The organism is Pseudomonas jinjuensis (assembly GCF_900103845.1).
GTDB classification, from domain to species: domain Bacteria; phylum Pseudomonadota; class Gammaproteobacteria; order Pseudomonadales; family Pseudomonadaceae; genus Pseudomonas; species Pseudomonas jinjuensis.
The window spans coordinates 388,926-408,116 of the sequence record NZ_FNIJ01000001.1 but is presented as its reverse complement, the minus strand read 5'-3'; the positions used below and the strand labels follow the sequence as shown (position 1 = coordinate 408,116).

13 protein-coding genes are annotated in these 19,191 nt (G+C 68.3%); all 13 read right to left on the bottom strand.

Going from position 1 to position 19,191, the window contains the following annotated elements; translation table 11 throughout:
- On the bottom strand, positions 1 to 1,989 hold the full coding sequence (locus tag BLR75_RS01820; protein ID WP_084310285.1) for a secretin N-terminal domain-containing protein: 1,989 nt from the start codon (positions 1,987 to 1,989) through the stop codon (positions 1 to 3).
- Positions 1,986 to 2,534, bottom strand: coding sequence for a secretion system X translation initiation factor (locus BLR75_RS01815; protein ID WP_245726086.1), 549 nt, complete (start codon positions 2,532 to 2,534; stop codon positions 1,986 to 1,988). Before BLR75_RS01815 ends, BLR75_RS01820 begins: the two co-directional genes overlap by 4 nt.
- On the bottom strand, positions 2,531 to 3,079 hold the full coding sequence (locus BLR75_RS01810) for a GspMb/PilO family protein (RefSeq protein WP_084310288.1): 549 nt from the start codon (positions 3,077 to 3,079) through the stop codon (positions 2,531 to 2,533). The genes BLR75_RS01815 and BLR75_RS01810 overlap by 4 nt, the downstream gene beginning before the upstream one ends.
- A complete protein-coding gene (locus tag BLR75_RS01805) occupies positions 3,066 to 3,611 on the bottom strand; it encodes a pilus assembly protein (protein ID WP_084310290.1) in 546 nt (181 codons plus the stop codon). Before BLR75_RS01805 ends, BLR75_RS01810 begins: the two co-directional genes overlap by 14 nt.
- Before the next feature lies 1 nt (position 3,612).
- A complete protein-coding gene (locus BLR75_RS01800) occupies positions 3,613 to 4,419 on the bottom strand; it encodes a hypothetical protein (RefSeq protein ID WP_084310291.1) in 807 nt (268 codons plus the stop codon).
- Positions 4,400 to 6,118 carry a GspE/PulE family protein gene (locus BLR75_RS01795; RefSeq protein WP_084310293.1) on the bottom strand — a complete coding sequence of 573 codons (1,719 nt, stop codon included), beginning with the start codon at positions 6,116 to 6,118 and terminating at the stop codon, positions 4,400 to 4,402. Before BLR75_RS01795 ends, BLR75_RS01800 begins: the two co-directional genes overlap by 20 nt.
- 66 nt (positions 6,119 to 6,184) lie before the next feature.
- Complete coding sequence (locus BLR75_RS01790) at positions 6,185 to 6,745, bottom strand: response regulator (RefSeq protein WP_084310294.1); 561 nt, start codon at positions 6,743 to 6,745, stop codon at positions 6,185 to 6,187.
- A gap of 227 nt (positions 6,746 to 6,972) precedes the next feature.
- Entirely contained in the window at positions 6,973 to 7,920 is a 948-nt protein-coding gene (locus BLR75_RS01785) for a peptidylprolyl isomerase (protein WP_139206986.1), read from the bottom strand.
- 16 nt (positions 7,921 to 7,936) lie between these two features.
- Entirely contained in the window at positions 7,937 to 9,499 is a 1,563-nt protein-coding gene (locus BLR75_RS01780) for a cytochrome c/ABC transporter substrate-binding protein (RefSeq protein WP_174688558.1), read from the bottom strand.
- A gap of 2 nt (positions 9,500 to 9,501) precedes the next feature.
- On the bottom strand, positions 9,502 to 10,158 hold the full coding sequence (locus BLR75_RS01775) for an SCO family protein (RefSeq protein WP_084310497.1): 657 nt from the start codon (positions 10,156 to 10,158) through the stop codon (positions 9,502 to 9,504).
- Positions 10,158 to 10,829 carry an SCO family protein gene (locus BLR75_RS01770; protein WP_084310297.1) on the bottom strand — a complete coding sequence of 224 codons (672 nt, stop codon included), beginning with the start codon at positions 10,827 to 10,829 and terminating at the stop codon, positions 10,158 to 10,160. Before BLR75_RS01770 ends, BLR75_RS01775 begins: the two co-directional genes overlap by 1 nt.
- Positions 10,830 to 10,857: 28 nt before the next feature.
- Positions 10,858 to 12,777 carry a YncE family protein gene (locus BLR75_RS01765; protein ID WP_084310298.1) on the bottom strand — a complete coding sequence of 640 codons (1,920 nt, stop codon included), beginning with the start codon at positions 12,775 to 12,777 and terminating at the stop codon, positions 10,858 to 10,860.
- Positions 12,778 to 13,141: 364 nt separating this feature from the next.
- Positions 13,142 to 18,898 (bottom strand): manganese-oxidizing multicopper oxidase MnxG, encoded by a 5,757-nt coding sequence (mnxG, locus tag BLR75_RS01760; RefSeq protein WP_084310299.1) that lies wholly within the window; start codon positions 18,896 to 18,898, stop codon positions 13,142 to 13,144.
- Positions 18,899 to 19,191 lie beyond the last annotated feature (293 nt).

Genomic DNA, 19,191 nt, shown 5'->3' with positions numbered 1-19,191 from the left:
TCAGGGCCCCACCGAGACCGTGACCTTCGGCGGCGACGCCGGCTGCGGCAGCACCGCCATCGCCGGCATGCTCGTCGACTGCACCGTCGCCGGCTGCGCGGCCAGCGGCGCCGGAGCGGCGGGAGCCGGCAGCGCCTGGGCGGGCTGCGGCAGGGCCGGGGCGACCTGCGCCGGTTGCGGCTGGTCCGCCGGCAGCACGTCGGCATCGCCCAGCGACATGTCCACCGGGCGGACCTGCATGGCGCTTTCGGTGCCGGTGTCGAACTCCATGTCCGACGGGCTCTGGTACGGCAGGTTGCGGATGATCCGCGGGGTGATCGACAGCACCAGCTCGGCCTTGGTGTAGGTGTCCTTGTTGCTGCCGAACAGCCGGCCCAGGCCGGGGATGTCGCCCAGCCCGGGGACCTTGTTGGAGGCGTACTGCTTGTCGTTGCGCATCAGGCCGGCGAGGATCTGCGTCTCGCCGTCGTGCAGGCGCAGGGTGGTCACCGCGTTGCGCGTATCCACCTGGACCGGGATGGTGCCCTGCTGGGTCGGCGCCAGCGGCGTGGCATTGCTCACCTCCAGCGCGACCTTGATCGCCACCTCGTTGTTCAGGTGCACCACCGGCTGCACTTCCAGCTTCAGGCCGACGTCGAGATAGGTGATGCTCTCGGTGATCACCGGGCCCTGGGTCGAGGGCACCGAGGTGGCGCTGACGATCGGCACCCGCTGGCCGATGTGGATGCGCGCCTGCTCGCGGTTGCTGACGCGGATCACCGGGCTGGCCAGGGTGTTCACGTCGTTGTCCTGGTCGTTGATGCGCAGCTGCGGCGACGGGTTGATGGTGATCCGGTTCGAGGTGATGCCGCGCAGTTCGTTGAGGAAGTCCACCGCGTTGCCGCCGTCGTCGACCAGGCCGAAGGTGTTCGGCCACTGCAGGCCGAGGTCGCGGATGCGCTGGCTGTTCACTTCCATCACCTCGACCTCCAGCACCACTTCCGGGTTGGACTGGTCCTGGGAGTAGAACAGCTTCTCCGCCAGCCGCACGGCGTCCGGGGTGTCGCGCATGGTCAGGGTGTTGAGGCGCTCGTCGACGAACACGTCGCGGGTCTTGAGCATGGTCTTGATCAGGTTCAGCGCGGTGTTGGCATCCATGTTGGTCAGGTAGAAGGTGCGCATCACCAGTTCCTGGTAGTCCTTCTGCTTCTGCGGCGAATCCGGGTAGATCAGCACGGTGTTGTCGTTCACCACCTTCTGCCGCAGCTGGTTCTGCTGCAGCAGCAGCGCTATCGCGTCCTCGATGCGCACCTGGCGCACGAAGATGGTGGCCTTGAGGTCCGGGCGCAGGTCCTTGTCGAAGATGAAGTTCAGGCCCGAGGCCTGCGCCAGCACCTCGAAGATCACCTTCAGGTTGGCGTCGCGGAATTCCAGGTTCACCGGCCGCTCCAGCCGCGAGCGCAACTGCGGATAGGGCGTGCTGGTGCGCGAGCGGATCAGCTCGATGTTCTGCTGCAGGTCGAGGGCGCCCTGGTGGCCGGGGTCGAGGGAGAGCACCGCGCGCACCTCGCGTTCGGCGCCGGTGAGGTCGCCGCGGCGCAGGTCGGTCTGGCCCTGGCGGACCATCTCGCCCAGGCTGCCGATGCGCTTCAGTTCGCGCATGGCGTTGCGCGCGCGGACGTTGTTCGGCTCGATGCCCAGCACCCGTTCGTAGCCGATCTGCGCCGAGGCGAAGTCGCGCTGGCTGCGGTCGAGGTCGGCGCCGCCCAGCAGTTCCTCGACGGCCCGTGCGCGCGCGGTGGTCAGCGCCACCTTCAGCTCGGCGTTGCGCGGGTCGTCTTCCACCGCCCTGGCCAGATGGGTCAGGCCCTCCTCGTACTTCCTCGCCTCGATCAGCGCGAGTCCCTGCTCCCGCTGCTGGTTGGTGGCGCAGCCGGCCAGCAGCATCGTGCCGATGGCCAGCGCCAGCACAGCGGAATTCGCCTGGCGGAAACGGTTGAACGGAATCATGGCGCACTCCCTACAGCCAGTGACTGGGATTGATGCAACGGCAGATAGGTGAAGGTCAGTTCGGTGGCGGTGATGCGGTCGACGCGGTAGGTGTCGTCGATCACGTCGCCGGGGTGGACGGTGTAGACCCGGTCGCCGCTCTGCAGGAACACCCGGGCCTGGCGGTCGTCGGACATCCGGCCGATGAACTGGAACGGCAGCGGCGGGGCCATCGGCGGCGGCGGGGGTGGCGGCGGCACCCGGGCGGCCATCTCGGCGGGGCTGGGTGGCGGCGGCGCCTTGCGCCAGCTCTGCGCCGGGAACAGGTCGGCCTGCATCGGGTTGCCGGCGGCGCGCGGCGCGGCGCCTGACGCAGCGCCGGCCCGGGGCACGGCGGCGGTTTGCGCGGCCTGCTCCGGCAGCGGCAATGTGGCCGGCTTGCGCGGGGCGACCTGCACGGCCGGCGCGGCCTCCTCCTCGGGGAAGAAGTATTCGGGAATCAGGGCGAGCGCGGCGGCGGCCCCGAGAAACACCAGCCAGAAGGTTCCGCGACGGGCGTCCATCATGACCTCGACAGATAAAGGGTCATGCGGATGCGTCCGGTCAGCTCGGTGTCGGCAATCCGCTTGCGTTGCAGATCCACGTCCTCCAGCACCACCGCCGGCAGCTCGTTGACCAGCGCGTGCATGAAGCGGCGCAGCTGCGGGTAGCTGCCGCGTACCGGCAGGAGGATCTGGTAGCGCGCCAGGCGGGTCTTCGGATCGATGCCGAGGGAGTATTCGCCGCGCGCCAGGGTGATCCGCTCCTGGCCGGCCAGGGCGTAGATGCGGTCGATGGCGGTGGTGGCGTCGAGCTGGGTCGGCAGTCTGCTGCGGAACTCGTCGAGCTGCTTGCCGGGCACCACCGGCGCCTCCACGCTGCCGCTCTCCACCTGCTGCAGGTACTCGCCGGCCTCGCGGCTGCGCTGCTCGGCCGCCTGCAGCGCCTGCCAGGCCGGCAGCAGGCCGAAGGCGGCGTAGCCCAGGGCGAGGACGCCCACGCCGATCCCGGCCAGTCCCGGCCAGCCCAGGCGCTGCAACTGTTCGAGGAGGATCAGCCTAGGGATTCGCATCGCCCACCTCCCAGGTGGCCAGCAGGTTGAAGAGAACCGGGTGCTCGGGGGTCTTCTGCACGACTTCGTGGTTCAGCAGCGATACGTCGACCAGCACCCCGCTCTCTTCCAACTGGCGGTGGAATGCCAGCATGGCTTCCAGGTCGCGCGCCTCGGCGGTGATCCGCAGCTGGCCCTTGCGCGCGTCGGGAGTCAGGGAGAGCAGCGCGACATCCTTGCGCGGCAGGGTTTCCAGGGTGATGAACAGGCGTTCCCAGGGGCGCCGCAGCTGGGCGGAGATGCGCCGCATTTCCGCCAGGTTGACCTGCTGCTCGCGGAGTTCGGCGGCGGACAGCCTGCTCTGCGTGCCCTGCCCCACGCCCAGCTGGCCTTCGGCGTGCTGCGCCTGCGCCAGGCGTTCGCGGGTCTGTCCCTCGACCCAGTGCTGTGCGCCCAGCACCCCGGTGCCGAGCACCAGCGCGGCGGCCAGCAGGCACCAGCCCAGCGGACCGCTGCGGCGGCGCGGCTGGAAGTCCAGATCGAGCGGGCGCATCTCAGTTCACCGCCATTGCCATGCTGTACAGCACATCCCGCACACCAGCGTGCGGAAGCTGCAGCGTGAGCACCTCCACGCCCGCCAGCTGCGGGGTGTCGTCGAAACGGCCAGGGGCATGCAGGAACACGTTCAGCGGCTCGGCGGCATCGTCGCCGCCACGCAGCTCGCATTCGCGCGCGATCAGTTCATCCAGTGCCTCGTCGGTGTCCGCGACACCCAGCGAGCGCACCGCCCCCCAGCGGTTGTCGCCGGCGAGCAGCAAGGTGCTGCGCGAAGGTTCGGCGACGACGAAAAGGTAGTCCTTCTGCGGCAGGCTCCTGGCAAAGCGGTTGAAGGCCGCCATCAGGTACGGCTGCACGCCTTCCAGGCGCACGCCGAGCTTGCCGGCCAGGCCACGCAGCGCTTCCAGCAGCGCCTCCGGCAGGGCCGCGGCCAGGCGCGGCTGCCCCGCCGCTTCCGGCGAGATGCACAGCGTCCACTGCTCTTCCGGCGGGCCGTAGACCTCGTCGAAGCAGAAGCGCGCGTATTCCTGCAGTTCCGCCGGCGCGACTATCTGCTCGCTCCACGGCACCAGGCAGAACCGGCAGTAGTGGCTGGACAGCGCCACGCAGAGTTCGGCGCGCCCGCGCACGTGTTCGCGGAGCATGCATTCGAGGGTATCGATCGCCAGCGGCCAGGCCGGAAAGCGCTCGCCGATGAAGCTGACGCTGCCGAGCCATTCGCGGGTCTTGCCACGCTGACGGGACAAACCAACCGCGGAACCCCCAAGAACTGCCACATATCGGTCAGGAGACAAAAGTGACACGGTTGATTTCCTCCAAGGTGGTACGTCCATCGCGCACCAGCTCCAGGGCGGAGCCGCGCAGCAGCTTCAAACCGCGGCGGCAGGCGACTTCCTTGATCCGCGATATGGGCTGGCGTTCGATGATCATCTGGCGGATTTCATCATCAAGCTGTAGCAGTTCGGCGATCGCGGTGCGCCCGCGATAGCCACTCCCCCTGCAGCGTCCGCAACCGGCGCCGTGTACGAAGTGATAGTCGTGAACCGCGTCGGGTTCCAGTCCGGACGCGCGCAGTTCCTCCTCGCTCGGCTGCACCGGCGTCGAGCAGGTCGGGCAGACCAGGCGGATGAGGCGCTGTGCCAGTACGGCATTCAGGGCGGAAACGAAGCTGTACGGATCGACTTCCATCTGGCTGAAACGGCCGATCACGTCGAACACGTTGTTGGCATGAATGGTAGTGAATACCAGATGGCCGGTAAGGGCCGACTGCACGGCGATCTGCGCGGTTTCCGGGTCGCGGATCTCGCCGACCATGATCTTGTCCGGGTCGTGGCGCAGGATCGAACGCAGGCCGCGGGCGAAGGTCAGGCCCTTCTTCTCGTTGACCGGGATCTGCAGCACGCCGGGGAGCTGGTACTCCACCGGGTCCTCGATGGTGATGATCTTGTCCACGCCGTGGTTGATCTCGGTGATCATCGCGTACAGCGTGGTGGTCTTGCCGCTGCCGGTGGGGCCGGTGACCAGCACCATGCCGTAGGGCTCCGCGGCCAGCCGGCGCAGCGCGCGCAGGCTCTTCTCCTCGAAGCCGAGGGCCTCCAGGCGCACGCCGTGCACGCGGTCGGCCAGGTCCTGCTTGTCGAGCACGCGCAGCACCGCGTCCTCGCCGAAGATGCTCGGCATGATCGACACGCGGAAGTCGATCTGCCGGCCGTTGATGCCGATCTTGAAGCGGCCGTCCTGCGGCACCCGCTTCTCGCTGATGTCCAGCTCGGCCATCACCTTGACCCGCGAGATCACCTGCTCGGCCAGGTCGCTGCCCTGGACCTTGCTGATGCTGTTGAGCACGCCGTCGATGCGGTACTTGATCACCAGGCCGCTGCCGGTGGTGCCCAGGTGGATGTCGCTGGCGTGCATCTTCAGCGCGTCGTAGAGGGTCGAGTTGACCAGCTTGACCACCACGCTGGAGTCCTCGCTGATGCTGGTCAGCGACAGGGTTTCCAGGTGGTCGGCCTCCACCGCGCCGGCCGCGCCGGCGTTCAGCGCCTCCACCGCGTGGAAGCTTTCCTCGTGACGGGCCAGGTAGGCCTTGAGGTCGGCGGAATGCGCCAGGTACAGCGGCGCGCCGCGCAGACACTGGTCGATCCAGGCCAGGCGGGCGTCGTCGAAGGGATCGGCGAACACCCCGACCGTTTCCTGGCCGATGCGCAGCATGACGAATTCGCGCTTCAGCGCCTGGGCCAGGGTGACGCGCTCGAACACCGGGGTGCAGGAGAACAGCGTCTCGCAGTCCAGCACCGGATAGTGAAGGGTTGCGCCAAGGCTGCGGACGAAGGCCGGGGGTTCCATGCCGGAGATCGCCTCCAGCGCCTCCAGCGTGCGTTCGCCCTGACTCTCGGCGCGTTCACGCGCGCTCCGCAGCATGGCAGCGGGCAGTCGCGATTCCAGTTCCGTTGGTGCCGCGGCGACCGGAAGCCGCCCTACCACGAGGGAAATTCTGTCCATGGAAGATTCTCCACTATCCCTGGGGTCTTACCCGACGCCACAACCATGCCCAGCGCACCGGGTACTTCATTTATTGTAGTTGTGACCCTTTTCCCCGTTCGGCCGCCGATCGCCCTCATCACCCTCGGATTCCGGCTCCGAACGCCGGCGATCCGTGAGTACCCAGCTGCCGTCGTAGAGGCGCAAGGGGAAACTTTCCGCTGTTGCCTTGCGCCGCTCGACGAACTCCTCGGCTCGTACTGCTCCTTCCTCTGGCCCGGTGTCGCTCCGCCTGCCCAGCAGCCTGTTGATGACCCCAGCCAGTTCAACCAGGGGAAAGGGTTTGAACAGGATGTGGCCGATTCCCAACTGCGCTGCCCGTTCACACACCTCGCTGGTCGGATGACCTGTCATCAGCACGAAGCGGCAGTCCCGCTCCTTGCGGATGGCGGCGAGTACTTCGAACCCTTCCATGTCGGGCAAACGGTAATCGAGCACCACCACCGCCGCCGCGAAGCTTCTTGCCACGCGGATGGCACTCCCGCCATCGAAGGCGATCTGAACCTCCATGCTCTGTGCCTCGAGGTACGCCCCCAGGTTCTGAGCAAGGATCTGTTCATCCTCGACTACCAGAATTTTGTTCCTCAAGGTGGACTCCTGTATCTGGGTAGATCCCGCTTCCCGGCCAGGGAGCACCAGCCTCGTCCTGACCGATGCACTCCCTGTACCAAGTATGGAATCTTCCGCTCGCGGCCTTGTTACGCGGGATTGCGCCCATCTCGCGGCGCCAGCCCCTCCGGCTTTCCCCACTTCCGAGGGGAACTTTGACCCACCCGAAACGCTTTTCCCCGGAAGCGGGGGAATATCCCCAATTGCTACTGCCCCCTGGCCAGCTCGATCCTGCTGGCATCCCGCAGGCGCTGCAGCGCCTCCTCGCTGGCGCGGCTGCGGTTCTGTTCGGCAAGGTAGTCGCGCACGATCGCCAGGCCCTGGCTCTCCTCGATCGGCTCGGCCGGCTGGCGGCCCTCCAGGCGGATCAGGTGCCAGCCGTACACGGTGCGCACCGGCATGCTGGTTTCACCCGGCTGCAGGGCGAAGGCGGCTTCCTCGAACGGCGGCTGCATGCTGCCGCGGGCGAAGAAGCCGAGGTCGCCGCCGCTGGCCGCGCTGGAATCCCGGGAATGCTTGCGCGCCTCTTCGGCGAAGTCGGCGCCGGCGAGGATTTCCCCGCGCAGGGCGAGGATGCGCTGCTCGACTTCCGCCGCATCCTGGCCCGGCTCGATCTTCAGCAGGATGTGGCGGGCATGGACCTGCTCCGGCCGCTCCAGGCGCGCGCGGTTCTCCTCGAAGAAGCGCCGCACCTCTTCGTCGCTGGGCGGCTTCGGCTGGCTCAGCTCGGCGAGCATCCGCTGCGACACCTGCTCGCGGCGCAGGTACTCCGTGTAGCTCGCTTCGTCGAAGCCATCCTCGGCCAGCCGCTCGGCGAAGCGCTGCTCGTCGCGGAAGGCCGCGCGGGTCGCCTGGAACTGCTGCTGCACCGCCGCCTCGTCGGCCACCAGGCCGCGGCGCCGGGCCTCCTGCCAGAGCAGTTCCTTGTCGATCAGCTCGTCGAGGGCGGCGCGGCGCAGGCGCTTGTACAGGTTGGGGTTGCGGATGGCGCCGATGCTGCGCCCCTGGGCTTCCAGGTAGTCGTTGAAATAGCGCTCCAGGCGGAACTCGCCGATCTCCGCGCCGTTCACCCGTGCCACCGCCTGGCCGTCGTCGGCCTGGGCCAGGGCGGCACTGCCCAGCAGCAGCGCCGCAAGAAGATTCGCGTACGTCATCATCCCTGCTCCACTCCTACAGCGGCGTATCCAGCCGGATCAACGGCCCCACCGGACGGAAACGCTGTTCCACGATGTCCACTTCCACCACATGGGCGCCGTCCATGCCGACCCGCTGCCCGGGGCCGAAGCCCAGCGGCGGGGTCAGCCCGGTAGCGAAACCCTGCAGGCCTTCCAGGGCCTGCACCAGCTTCTCCCGGCTGAGATCGCGGCCGGCACGCTTGAGCCCCTCGCTCAGCAGCATCAGCGAGCAATAGCTGGCCACCTGCATTACAGCGTAGCGGCCATCCAGCCCGCTGCGCTGGCGAATTGCCTGCAACGCCTGGGTGCCGGCCGGCGTCCAGTCGCCGGGGACGAAGGGATAGGCCAGCAGCAGGTGGCCGTTGAAGCGCTCCGGCAGCCGCGCCAGGGCGCCGGCGACCTGGGTCGAGGCGGCGAACAGGTACGGCGTCTGCCCCGCCTCGCGGAAGGATTCGGCGAGCCCGCTGAAGTCCGCCGCGCTGCCGAGGAAAAACACCGACTCGACCGGCTCCTGCGCCAGCTCGGCGCCCGGCCCGCCGCTGCGGTAGCCCTGCAGGCGCACCGAACTCCAGCCCTGCCCGCGCAGGCGTTCGGCGAGGTTGCGGGCGAGGCTTTCCTGGCTGTCGTCCAGCGGGTAGGCCACCAGCGCGTCGCTGCCGTAGCGCGACAGTTCGGAGGAGGCGTAGTTGCCCAGCACCAGGATCTGCTCGCGCACGCCGGGCAGCGGCTCGAAGACCATCGGGCTGTCCTCGCTGGCGCCGAACAGCGACTGCACGCCCAGCAGCGGCACCTTGCGCGGCTCCAGCAGCGCGCCCAGGCCGTCGCCCAGGGCCGGCGCCAGCGGCGCGACGAGGGCGAACACCTGTTCCTCGTCGAGCAGCCGGCGCAGCGCGGCCTCGGCGCCCAGGCGGTCGGCGCCGGGGTCGGCGACCACCAGCTCCAGGCGCCGGCCGTGGATGCCGCCGGCTTCGTTGATCGACTCGATGCCGCCGTTGAGCACTCCCGCCACCGTCTCCGCCACGCCCGCCAGCGGGCCGCTGGACGGCAGCAGGGTGCCGATGCGCAGCACGCCCTGCTCGATGCCGGGGTCGCGCTCGTCCTGCAGGCGCTTGAGATAGGCGATCAGGTTGGCCTGGTCGCGCATGGACAGGACGAAACGCGGCATCGCCGGGTCGAGCGGATTGCCCGCCGGGTCGACGCCCTCGCCGATGGCGCGGCCGAACGCCGCCGCGTCGTAGGCCGGATAGCTGCGGCCGTTGGCCAGGGTCTGGCCGTAGGGAGTGGTCAGGCGCTGCCAGGTGATGTCCGGCGGGCGGATGCCGCCTTCCGGACGGCCGCGGCCGTCGTTGCCGTGGCAACTGGCGCAGGGCACCGCGCTGGCCGGCAGCAGCATGCCGCTGCCGAGGCCGACCCGTGCGCTGATCTCGTCGCCGCTGGCGGAAATGCCCTGCTGGAACACCCGCTTGCCGGCCGCCTCCTCCGGCGTCAGCTCCAGCGCCGCCAGCGGACCGGACACGGCCAGCCAGGCGCCGAGCAACAGCGCTACCGGGCGCAGCATGGTCAGCGCCCCGCCACGGGCTCGGCGAGGAACTGCAGGCGCTGGGCGATGGCCGCCGGCGGCGAGTCCGGGCGCACCTTGCTCCAGCGCTTGTTGGCCACGTCGCCGACCACGATCAGCGTGGAATGCTGCTCGGGGGTCGGCACCAGCTGGCCGAGGCGCGACAGCACCAGGTCCATGGACATCTTGTCGCCGGTAAGGAACAGCCAGTTCGGATCATCCGCGCCATTCTTGCGGGCGAACTCCTTGAGCTTCTCCGGCGTGTCGTTGGTCGGATCGACGCTCAGCGAGACGAAGTACACCCGCCTGGCCAGGTCCTCGCCCATCGCCGTGCGCACCTCCTTGAGCTTGCGGGTGATCAGCGGGCAGGCGTCGCCGCAGCTGGTGAACACCACGTTGAGCAGCACCACGCGGTCCTTCAGCACGTCGCTGTAGAAGCGCAGCTCGCGGCCGTCCTGGTCCTGCAGCAGGCTGTCGGTGAAATAGGTGGCGGCGTCGCGGGTCGCCGCGCCGGGCTGGCCCGGCGGGATGGCGGGTGCGGCCTTGACGGCCTTGTCCTTGCCCTCGGCGCCGTGCCCGGCGTGTCCTTCGTGGGCGGTGGCGCTGCCGGCGAGCAGGCAGAGGCCGAAGGCGAGGGCCTGCAGCGGGGAACGGCTCATCATTGCGCCCCTCCGCTGACGTCGGTCACGCCGGCGGCCTTGAAGCCGCGCAGGGTCTCGAGCTCCCTGACCTTGGCGACCAGCACCGAGGGATCGGTGAAGCCGTAGAAGCGCGTCCAGTGCTGGCTGTTGCCGTCGCCGACCATGATCAGCGGCGGGTGGCTCTCGTAGTCGGCCGACCAGGCGCCGAGGGCCCTGAGAGTTTCCTCGATGTTCGGCTGGGTGCCGGTCACCCAGCTCCAGCCCGGCCCCGCCTTGTAGCGCCGGGCGTAGGCCTCCAGCCGCGAGGGCGTGTCGCGCTGCGGGTCGACGCTGATCGACACCAGCTGCACTTCCGTGCCGACGCGGTCGCCCAGCTCGGCCTGCACCTTGCTCATGATCGACGACACCAGCGGGCAGATGGTCGTGCAGCTGGTGTAGACGAAGCCCATGACGACGATGCGGTTTTCCACCAGGTCCTGCTTCAGGTGGATCTCCCTGCCCCGCTGGTCGAGCAGCGGCACGTTGGCGAAGCTGACCTCGCTGGCTTCCTGGTGTTTCACCTCCTCCATCATGTGCCCGGAGTGGCCGGCGTGCTCTCCATGTTCGCCGGTCGAATGGGCATGGCCGTTGGCGCTGAATGCCAGCAGGCCGAGGAATGTCAGTGCGATACCCGCGGGGAACCTGTTCATCGCCTTCTCCTTGACTCGTTCGTCGTCTTCAGCGGACCAGTCCGGTGGCTACCGACTGCTCCGGAACCACTCGCAGGCTGGAGAAGGTCTGTTCCTTCGGCCCCAGCCCGAGTGACTGGGAACGGACATGCAAGTAGTAGGCCCCCGCCTCGTCCAGCTTCACCACGGCCTCGTAGACGCCGTCCCCGGCCTCCTTCGCCGGCACTTCCAGCGGCCGCGACGAGGGGGCGAGGAAGTAGCGCAGGCGCAGGTCGGTTACCCCGGTTCTGGGGATATCCCCCCGACCCTGGACGATCTGGAAGCGCACCGGCACTTCGCTGCCGGCCTTCACCACCGGCTTGTCGATGAGGAACTTGATGCGCGGCGCCACCAGCCGCTGCTCCATCGCCGGGTCGACCGCCACCTCGGTGGCGAAGCAGTGGACGATCTGCGGCTGGTTGAGGATGAAGGCGACGTCGAAGCGGCCGGCGGCCGGCAGCTTGATCCGCGCGCTGTACACCCCCGGCTGTTCCTCGCGCAGGCTGTGGTCGACGATCCGCGCGCCGCGCGGGGCGTTGCCGCGGTTGAGGTAGCCGGTCATCGGCGCGTTCATGCCCTCGGCGTAGTAGTAGGTGGTGTTGTCCACCGGGTTGACCACGAACACCGACTGGTCGTCGCGGCCCACCGTCAGGCCGTCCGCCAGCGGCAGGTTGCCGGCCGCCCGCGGCGCCGCCGGGCCGGCATCGAAGGCCTGCAGGATCGGCTTCTTGCCCTTGCCCAGGGAGGACAGGTTGAGCATGGTCACCTTCTGCGTGGCCAGCCCGCGGATGAAGGCATAGGCGCGGGTGAACACCAGCTGGTAGGGCTCGGCGGCGACTTCCAGATCATGGATGATCTCGTCGCTGGCGGCGTCGATCACCTCGGCGCGGTTCTCCAGGGTGTTCAGCACGATGGCGAAGCGGCCGTCGCGGCTGAAGCGCATCGGCCCCAGGCCCTGCCTGCTCCTGATCACCTTGCGCAGCTCCAGGCTCTGCGCGTCGATCACGACGATGCTGCCGTCCTTGCCGTCGGCCACGTAGACCGCCTGGGACAGCGGCGAATAGGCCACCGACAGCGGGTGCGCGCCGGTCTCGATGGTCTTCAGCAGCTTCTGCGTGGTGACCTCGTAGACGCTCAGGGTGCCGCTGTCGCGGTTGCTGACGAAGGCCAGGCGCGAGTCGCCGCTGAAGGCGATCTCGTGGTGGCCGGCACCGCTCGGCAGGTGCGCCACGGTCTTCAGGGAGCGGGTGTCGATCACCGTCACCCCGCTCTTGTCATCCCTGGCGTTGTTGCCGACCCACAGGTAGCGCTCGTCCGGCTGCAGGACCACGCGCACCGGGTTGCTGCCGGCGGGGATGTTGCCGACCACCTGGAACTTCTCGGTATCCACCACGGCGATCTCGCCGGATTCCGGCATGCTGACGAACACCCGCTTGCTGTCGGCGGTGCCGACCCAGTCCATCGGCGTGCCCTTCAGGCGGATGCTGGTCAGGGTGCTGGTGGTGCCGCCGACCAGCACGGTGGGGTCGATCACCGTCAGGCTGTTGTCCTTGTTCAGCACCATCAGGTAGTAGCTGTTGAGGTCGAGCAGCGGGCGGATGCCGATGCTGCTCTTCAGGTAGAGGCCGGTGCGCGCGCGGCATTCCTGGTCGCTCTGCTCCTTCGACAGGCCCGACTTGGCCTGGTCGAGCCAGGCGCCGGGGACGATGCCGGACAGCGGCTGGCCGGAGTTGCTGTCGGTGATGCGGAAGCGCAGGTCGGCGAAGGCGCCTTCGGTGAGCTGCTCGCCGGCGTTGAGCGGCTTCGCCTCGAACTCCACCGTCACGCCGTCGCGCACCAGGCGCTGCGCGCCGGAGGCCGCGATGGACGTGGTATCCGGCGGTGCGGCCTTCTTCTGCTCGACCGGCCGGGGTTTCACCTGGCTGGCCATACCTCCGATGATCAGGCAAAGAAGCAGAGCAAACAGAACGCAAAATCCCTTGAGTACGGCATTCACTTCTGTGTCCCTCCATGATCGCCCACCCCGCGCGGGCGCTTCGTGACAGCCGGAAGACCGCCATCGCAGCCTTCCGCACCTCTGCCAGAGTGTCTGGTGCAAGCGTTATGCCATCGACATTTTTCCAGGAAATTCAGTGAGTTGCTCTGGGGAGCGAAAACAGGATTGGGGAATTGACCCAGGTTTTCCCCACTTGATCAGGACTCCCGTAGGGCGAATAACGCGCCAGCGTTATCCGCCGAAAGAATCGCAGCCGGGAATGGCGGATGACGCCTGCGGCGTCATCCGCCCTACTTCCTCACCGCACCGGCACCTGCGCCGGGTCGGGTTCGTCGCTCACCCGCAGGATGCCCCACAGTCCGGAGAGATTCCCGAATCCAGCATAGTCGCGGAACAGGTAGTCGCCCGGCACCGCGTTGACGCCACCCGCGCTGGGGAACATCAGGCTGAGGTGGGACGCCGGCAGGACGCTGTCCTGGGCACCGATGTACTTGGACAGCGGGTTGTAGCCGAAGCGGGTCGAGCTGACCCCGGTCGGATACATCGCGTAGCCCTCGCCATCGGTCTTCTCCGACTGGTAGGGGTTGAACGCCCAGACGTGGCCGCCGAGCTGGAAGGTGGTGCCGCGGCTGCCACCGATGCCCATCAGGATGTGCATGCGGAACGGCTGGCCAGGCTTGACCTTCAGCACCGGGGTGAGCGGATCGCCGCCCACCAGGGCGTTGCTGTGCGCCATGTGCGCGTCGACGATGTCCGCCAGGCCGAAGCCCTGGGCGCTCGGGAACGGCGAGTCCGGAGCGACGCCGAAGCGGTACCACAGCGGTTCGGTCCGGTAGTTGATCGCCATGTTGGTGTTGTCCTGCGGGTCGGTGGCCAGACCCGCGCCCTCCGCGGCGATGTTCTCCACCGGCGCGCCGTTGGCCCAGCGCATGTTCAGCGCCTTCTGCCAGACCATGGTGAAGTCGCGGTACGGCACGCCCGGCGCCACCGGTTTCACCGTGGCGTTGGCCCGCGAATTGGTGTCCTCGGTCCAGGTGGATGCCAGCGGCATCACGCCCATGGCGCCGGCCAGGCCTTTCTGCGGCTGCTTGATGACGTCGGCCGGCGACAGGTTGAGGGCACCGAACTCCACCGGAGTGGCGATGATGTTGTCGACGTTGCGCCCGGACTGGGTGACCGGCTTGCCTTCGCGCTCCAGGTGACCCGCGTAGTACTGGTAGCTGCGGGTCGGCCAGGCGCCGCTGCTGCCGGCGCGCGGCGGCACGGTCTGCACCCAGTTGCGGCCGACGTTGACGCCGTCCGACTTGGTCACGTCGTAGGCCAGCAGCTGCGCATGCAGGCCGACGTGGCTGGAAGGACGCATCAGGTTGTTGCCGAAGGTGGTCGCGCCATGCGAGTCGAAGCGGTTGCGCTTGACCACGCCATGCATGGTGGCGAGCGTCGGCAGGTCCGGCATCACTGTCGGCAGGCGGTTCTCCAGGGTGACGTTGATGCAGTCGCCGGCGTTCACCCGCAGGGTCAGCGGCTCGATCGGTACCCCCGGCTTGAGCTTGCCGGTGGCCGGGTCGAGATCGGCCTTGCGCACGTACATGATCGCGGTCGGGTCATGCAACGGACCGGACTGCCCGCCGATGGTGATCACCTCGCCCTCCTCCGGCTCGACGATGGTCACCTGCGGGATGCTCACCGGACGCGGGTTGTACACCAGGGTGCCGCCGTTCGGGTTGAGCGGGCCGCCGACGTGCTCGGTCGGACGGGCCGGATCGCCGATGGTCAGGCCCAGCGGGTTGGGCAGGATGTCGTTGACCAGCGCCGCCACCACCTCGAAGTTGCGCTTCACCGTCGGCCGGCTGCCGATGCCGGTGGGGTTCGGCGTGACCCGCGGGCAGATGCCGTCGAACGCGGTGGTGTTGCGCGCCACCAGCGGCCGCGGGTTGTTCGGCAGCGCCGCCAGGTCGGTGCGCGGGGTCGAGTAGTTGCGCATCACGCCCCAGATGCCGTTCCAGTAGCCCTCCAGCGAGGCGTCCATGGAGTACAGGTAGTCGGCGGTGTCGCCGTCCGAGCTGGACATCATCGCCACCGGGGCGATGAAGCCCATCTGCTCGGATATACCGACCATCTGCGCCGAACGCCAGCCCGAGTTGGAACTGCTGCCGTAGCCGGTGCCCTGGTGCAGCCACTTCACGCCGTGCAGGGTGACGTTGTGCTCCTCCTCGTAGCCGCCGGCGTTGACGCGCAGGCGCACGTTGTCGCCGGTGTAGGCGCGCAGCATCGGGGTGAAGGGATCGCCCGGCTCGTCGCCCTGGTTGATGTGCGGCGGGAAGGTGGTGGTGCCGCCGGTGGGGCCGACCGCGTAGGTCACCTCGCTGGGCCGCTTGTTGAGCGCCTCGATCCTGCGGTCGGTGCGGCTCTGCAGGGCGAAGGCGAGGTCGCCGGCATCGCCGTCGGCCTGCATGCCCGCCTTGCCGTCCGGGCCGACCTTGAGCGGATCGTAGATGCGCAGGGCGAGCGGCTCGTTGCGGTAGTTGACGGTGAACATGCCGGGGTCGTCCACCGAGATCGCCTGCGGGCAGGGACGGATCGGGCAGAACGGCAGGCGGCTGGTGTTGAGCTCCACGTTGCCGTCGAGCAGCGTGCCCTGCTGGCCACGCACCGGCGGGTTGATGGTGTAGCGGAAGGTGTCGGTGGTCACCGGATAGGCCGCCCCGTTGGGGATGCCGTCCGGCCCCGCGCCGACATACACGCCGGCCTCGAAGGCATGCTGGAAGTCGCTGTACTCGAGGAAGAACTCGCGGAAGCTGTCGTTCTTGCCGTCGCCGTCCAGGTCGCCGGTGGTGATCATCGCCTGCCACGAGGTCGGCCCGCCGTCATGCCGGGTGTACAGCGGTTCCCCGGTTTCCGAGTGGGCCCAGGTGGAACCGGCCGGTTCCGCCAGCACCGTGGCGTAGAGGCCGAGCTGCTGGTGGGTGGACGGGCCGAAGTGGTCGTGGGTGAAGATGTTGCCCAGGCCACGGTCGATGCCGCGGACGTTCACCACCGGGTCGGCGAACCAGCGCTGCATCGCGGTGCGCGCACCCAGCCAGTCGCCGCGGCCGTAGTTGCCGAAGAACGGGTGCTGCCTGGCTTTCGGGCAGGTGGCGGACTCGTCGCCTTCGGCGCACTGGTTGAACTCGCGGATCGCATGGATGCGCTCGACCACGGTGGCCGGGGAAAGCACGCCATCCTCGTAGTTCCAGCCGTTGGCGGCGCCGTCGGCGGATACCACGTCCCACTTCGGCAGGTGGATGTGCTGGCCGACCACGTCGGTCGGGGTGCGCACCTGGTAGTCGTCCAGCTCGTAGTAGGACGGGATCAGGTTGGTCTGCTGGTACATCACGCAGTCGAAGGTGTTGATCCGCATGACCAGCGGCTCCGGCGCCTTCTGCTTGGTGATGATCGGCCAGGCGTCCTCCCACAGGGCGACGCTGCGCGCCTGCGGGAAGTGGTAGCCGACCTTGTTGAACACCGCGTCGAACTGGATGTTGGCGGCCTTGTATACGCGCGGGCGGTCGGCGCTGAACGGCGAGGCGCCGCTGAAGCTCATCGCGCCCAGGCTTTCGCCGCTGAAGAACTGGCCGGCGCCGGCCGACAGGGTCAGGCGCTTCTGCCGGTCATCCATGCACGGCTCGTAGAACGGCGCACCGGCCACCGGCGCCGAGCCGTTGGTGCGGAACGCCGCCGGCTGCGGCTGCTGTCCCGGCAGCAGCTTGTAGCTGGCGTGCTCGGGCTTGGCGTGGTAGGCCATGGCGGCCTGTTCGACGTCGGTGCCCTCCTCCGGCAGGAAGATCGCCTTGGCGCGGGTGATCTCCTTGGAGAAGTCCAGGTGGGTCATGGCGAACACCGCTTCACCGCCGGAGGCCACGCCATCCAGCACGTGCCGCGACAGGCCGCCGTCCCAGCCGGCCACCTGCTCGGGGTCGAGGTTGGCCCACAGCGGGTTGCCGGAATCGCGCAGGGCGCGGGCCTTGTCCGGGTCGAGCATGTCCAGCGGCGGGGTCGGCGGACGCTGGCCGACGCTGCTTTCCATGCCGCCGATCCAGAACGGGTAGCCCGGGTTCTTCAGGCTGCCGTCGGCGTTGTAGTTCTCCGGGCTGCGGTCGATCTTCGCCAGCGAGCCGATGGCGCCCATCACGCTGGAATGGTCGTCGCCGCCTTCCTCGCCGTCGTCGTCAGCCACCAGCCGTTCGCCGATCTTCGGCACCACGCTCACCTTGCCCGGCATCGGCGGCATGGCCTTGCCCGGCAGCGGGACGATGGCCGGAATCGGCGTGCCGGCGATGATCTCGCCATCCGGCAGCGCGCGGGCGCCCGGCGCCGGCAGGCCGCTGCGCAGGGCGAACGGGGTGTCGTGGAAGCCGTCCTCGCCTTCCTGGGAGACCGCCAGTTGGGTGCCTTCCTCGAAGACGTCGTGGACCCGCCACATGTTCCACATGCCCTGGGCGAAGTGCGGATAGAAGTGGCAGTGGTAGATGGAGTCGCCGGATACGCGGTTGCGGTTGCCGGAACCGCCGTTGGCGATCTCGTAGGTGTAGGCGCCACCCGGGCCGATGGCCTGGGCGTCCATGTAGTCGGAGTTGTCGTCGTTGGGGTTGAACAGCCACTGGTGCGAATGCAGGTGGAAGATGTGGTGTTCGTAGCCCTGGTGGGTGTTGTGGATCTTGACGAAGTCACCGATGTAGCTGTGGTTGACGTTGGACGGCTCGGCCGGATACAGCGCCATGCTCGCCTTGATGCCGATGGCTTCCGGCGGCGGCGCCTGGCCGGGCGGCAGGGTTTCCAGGCCGACGTTGGCCGGGACGTCCACCAGCATGCCGGCATCGCCCACGGTATGCGCGCTGAGGAAGAACTCCTCGTAGGCGCAGGACAGGCAGTCGTGCATCGGCCCGACGCCCAGGCGGTTGCCGATCAGCTCGGCGCCGATGGCGTTGGAGCCGTAGTTGATGAAGAAGGAATCGCGGGTCGGCTCCAGCACGTGGCCGAACACCGGGTCCGCGTAGAAACCCGGGAACGCCTGGGTGACCACGGCCTCGTCCTGGAACATCACGGCGAAGTCGCGGAAGGCTTCCAGTCGGTTGGGCAGCGCCGGGTTGCGCTTGCCCTTGCTTTCCAGCGGGTAGGTGGACGGCGGGAAGCTGCCGTCGGCCTCCGGGCCCATGACCAGGGCATCGCTGTTGCTGGCGACGATCTCGCTGCCGTTGACCATGTTGATGATCGGCAGCCCGGCCCGGCCTTCGCTGATCCACGGCTCGCTGTTCGGGTAGCGCGCCTCGTAGTCGATCACCGGCTGGCCGGTGGCGGTGCGGCCGGTGGTGGCCAGGCGCATCTCTTCCTCGGTCAGGGTGTTGCGGTAGGCGCGGCCTTTCTTCGGCAGCACCACCACCTGGGCGAACAGGCCGTTGCCGACGTTGCCGGCACTGCCTTCGCCACCGAAGCTGGTGGCCGGGTTGCCGACGGCGAAGGCGCCTTCGCGCTCGGCGTAGAGGGTGTAGCTGCGGCTGCTGCCCGGCAGAACCATGTAATTGCCGTTGCGGCCGACGTTGCCGGCGACATCCTCGATGGAATTCACCGCCTGCATGCCGTTGACGTGGAAGCCGACGTAGCGGTTGGCGACCTGGTCGTTGGCTTCCAGCGGCAGGAGTTCCGGCTCGTGCTCTTCCAGCCCGCCCTCGGGGTGGCTGCCGTTGGGGTTGGCCTGCAGGGCCAGGAGGTTCTGCAGGTTCACCTGCAGGCACTCGCCGGCGGCCAGGCGCAGCACCAGCGGGCGCGGACGCTTGTCCGGGCGCAGGCTGACCCTGCCGGGAACCGCCGCGCCGCCGCGGCTCAGGGGCACGCCCTGGTCGTCCACCACGTCGCTGCGCAGGGCGTACATCATGCCGTTGATGTTCTGCGCGCCCATGCGGTTGAACATGAGCGGCTGGTCGAGCGCGACCACGTTGGCGACCAGGGTGCGTTCGCAGCTGGCTGCCGCTTGCGCTTCTTCCGCCTCACCGCCTGCGAACAGAAGCGCCAGGGTCATCAGTCCCTTGCCGCCCCAGCGGGCAAGGACCCTGTCCCTGAAAGTCGATAGATGGCTTTGCATGACGTGTCTCCCCTGAGCTGTGCATTCACAGTCCTGCAACAGGCCAGGTGCAATCGCTATGCCATCAGATTTTTTCTTGCGGATTCAGTGACTTGCGGATTCAAACCAAAAAATAAGGGGGAAACCACCCGGTTTCCCCCACCCACTATCGGCGAACCTCGGCAAACTCGATTTCTGTGGCAACGTAGAGTGGATCACGCTTCATCGATCCACCATGGCCGCCCACGCGG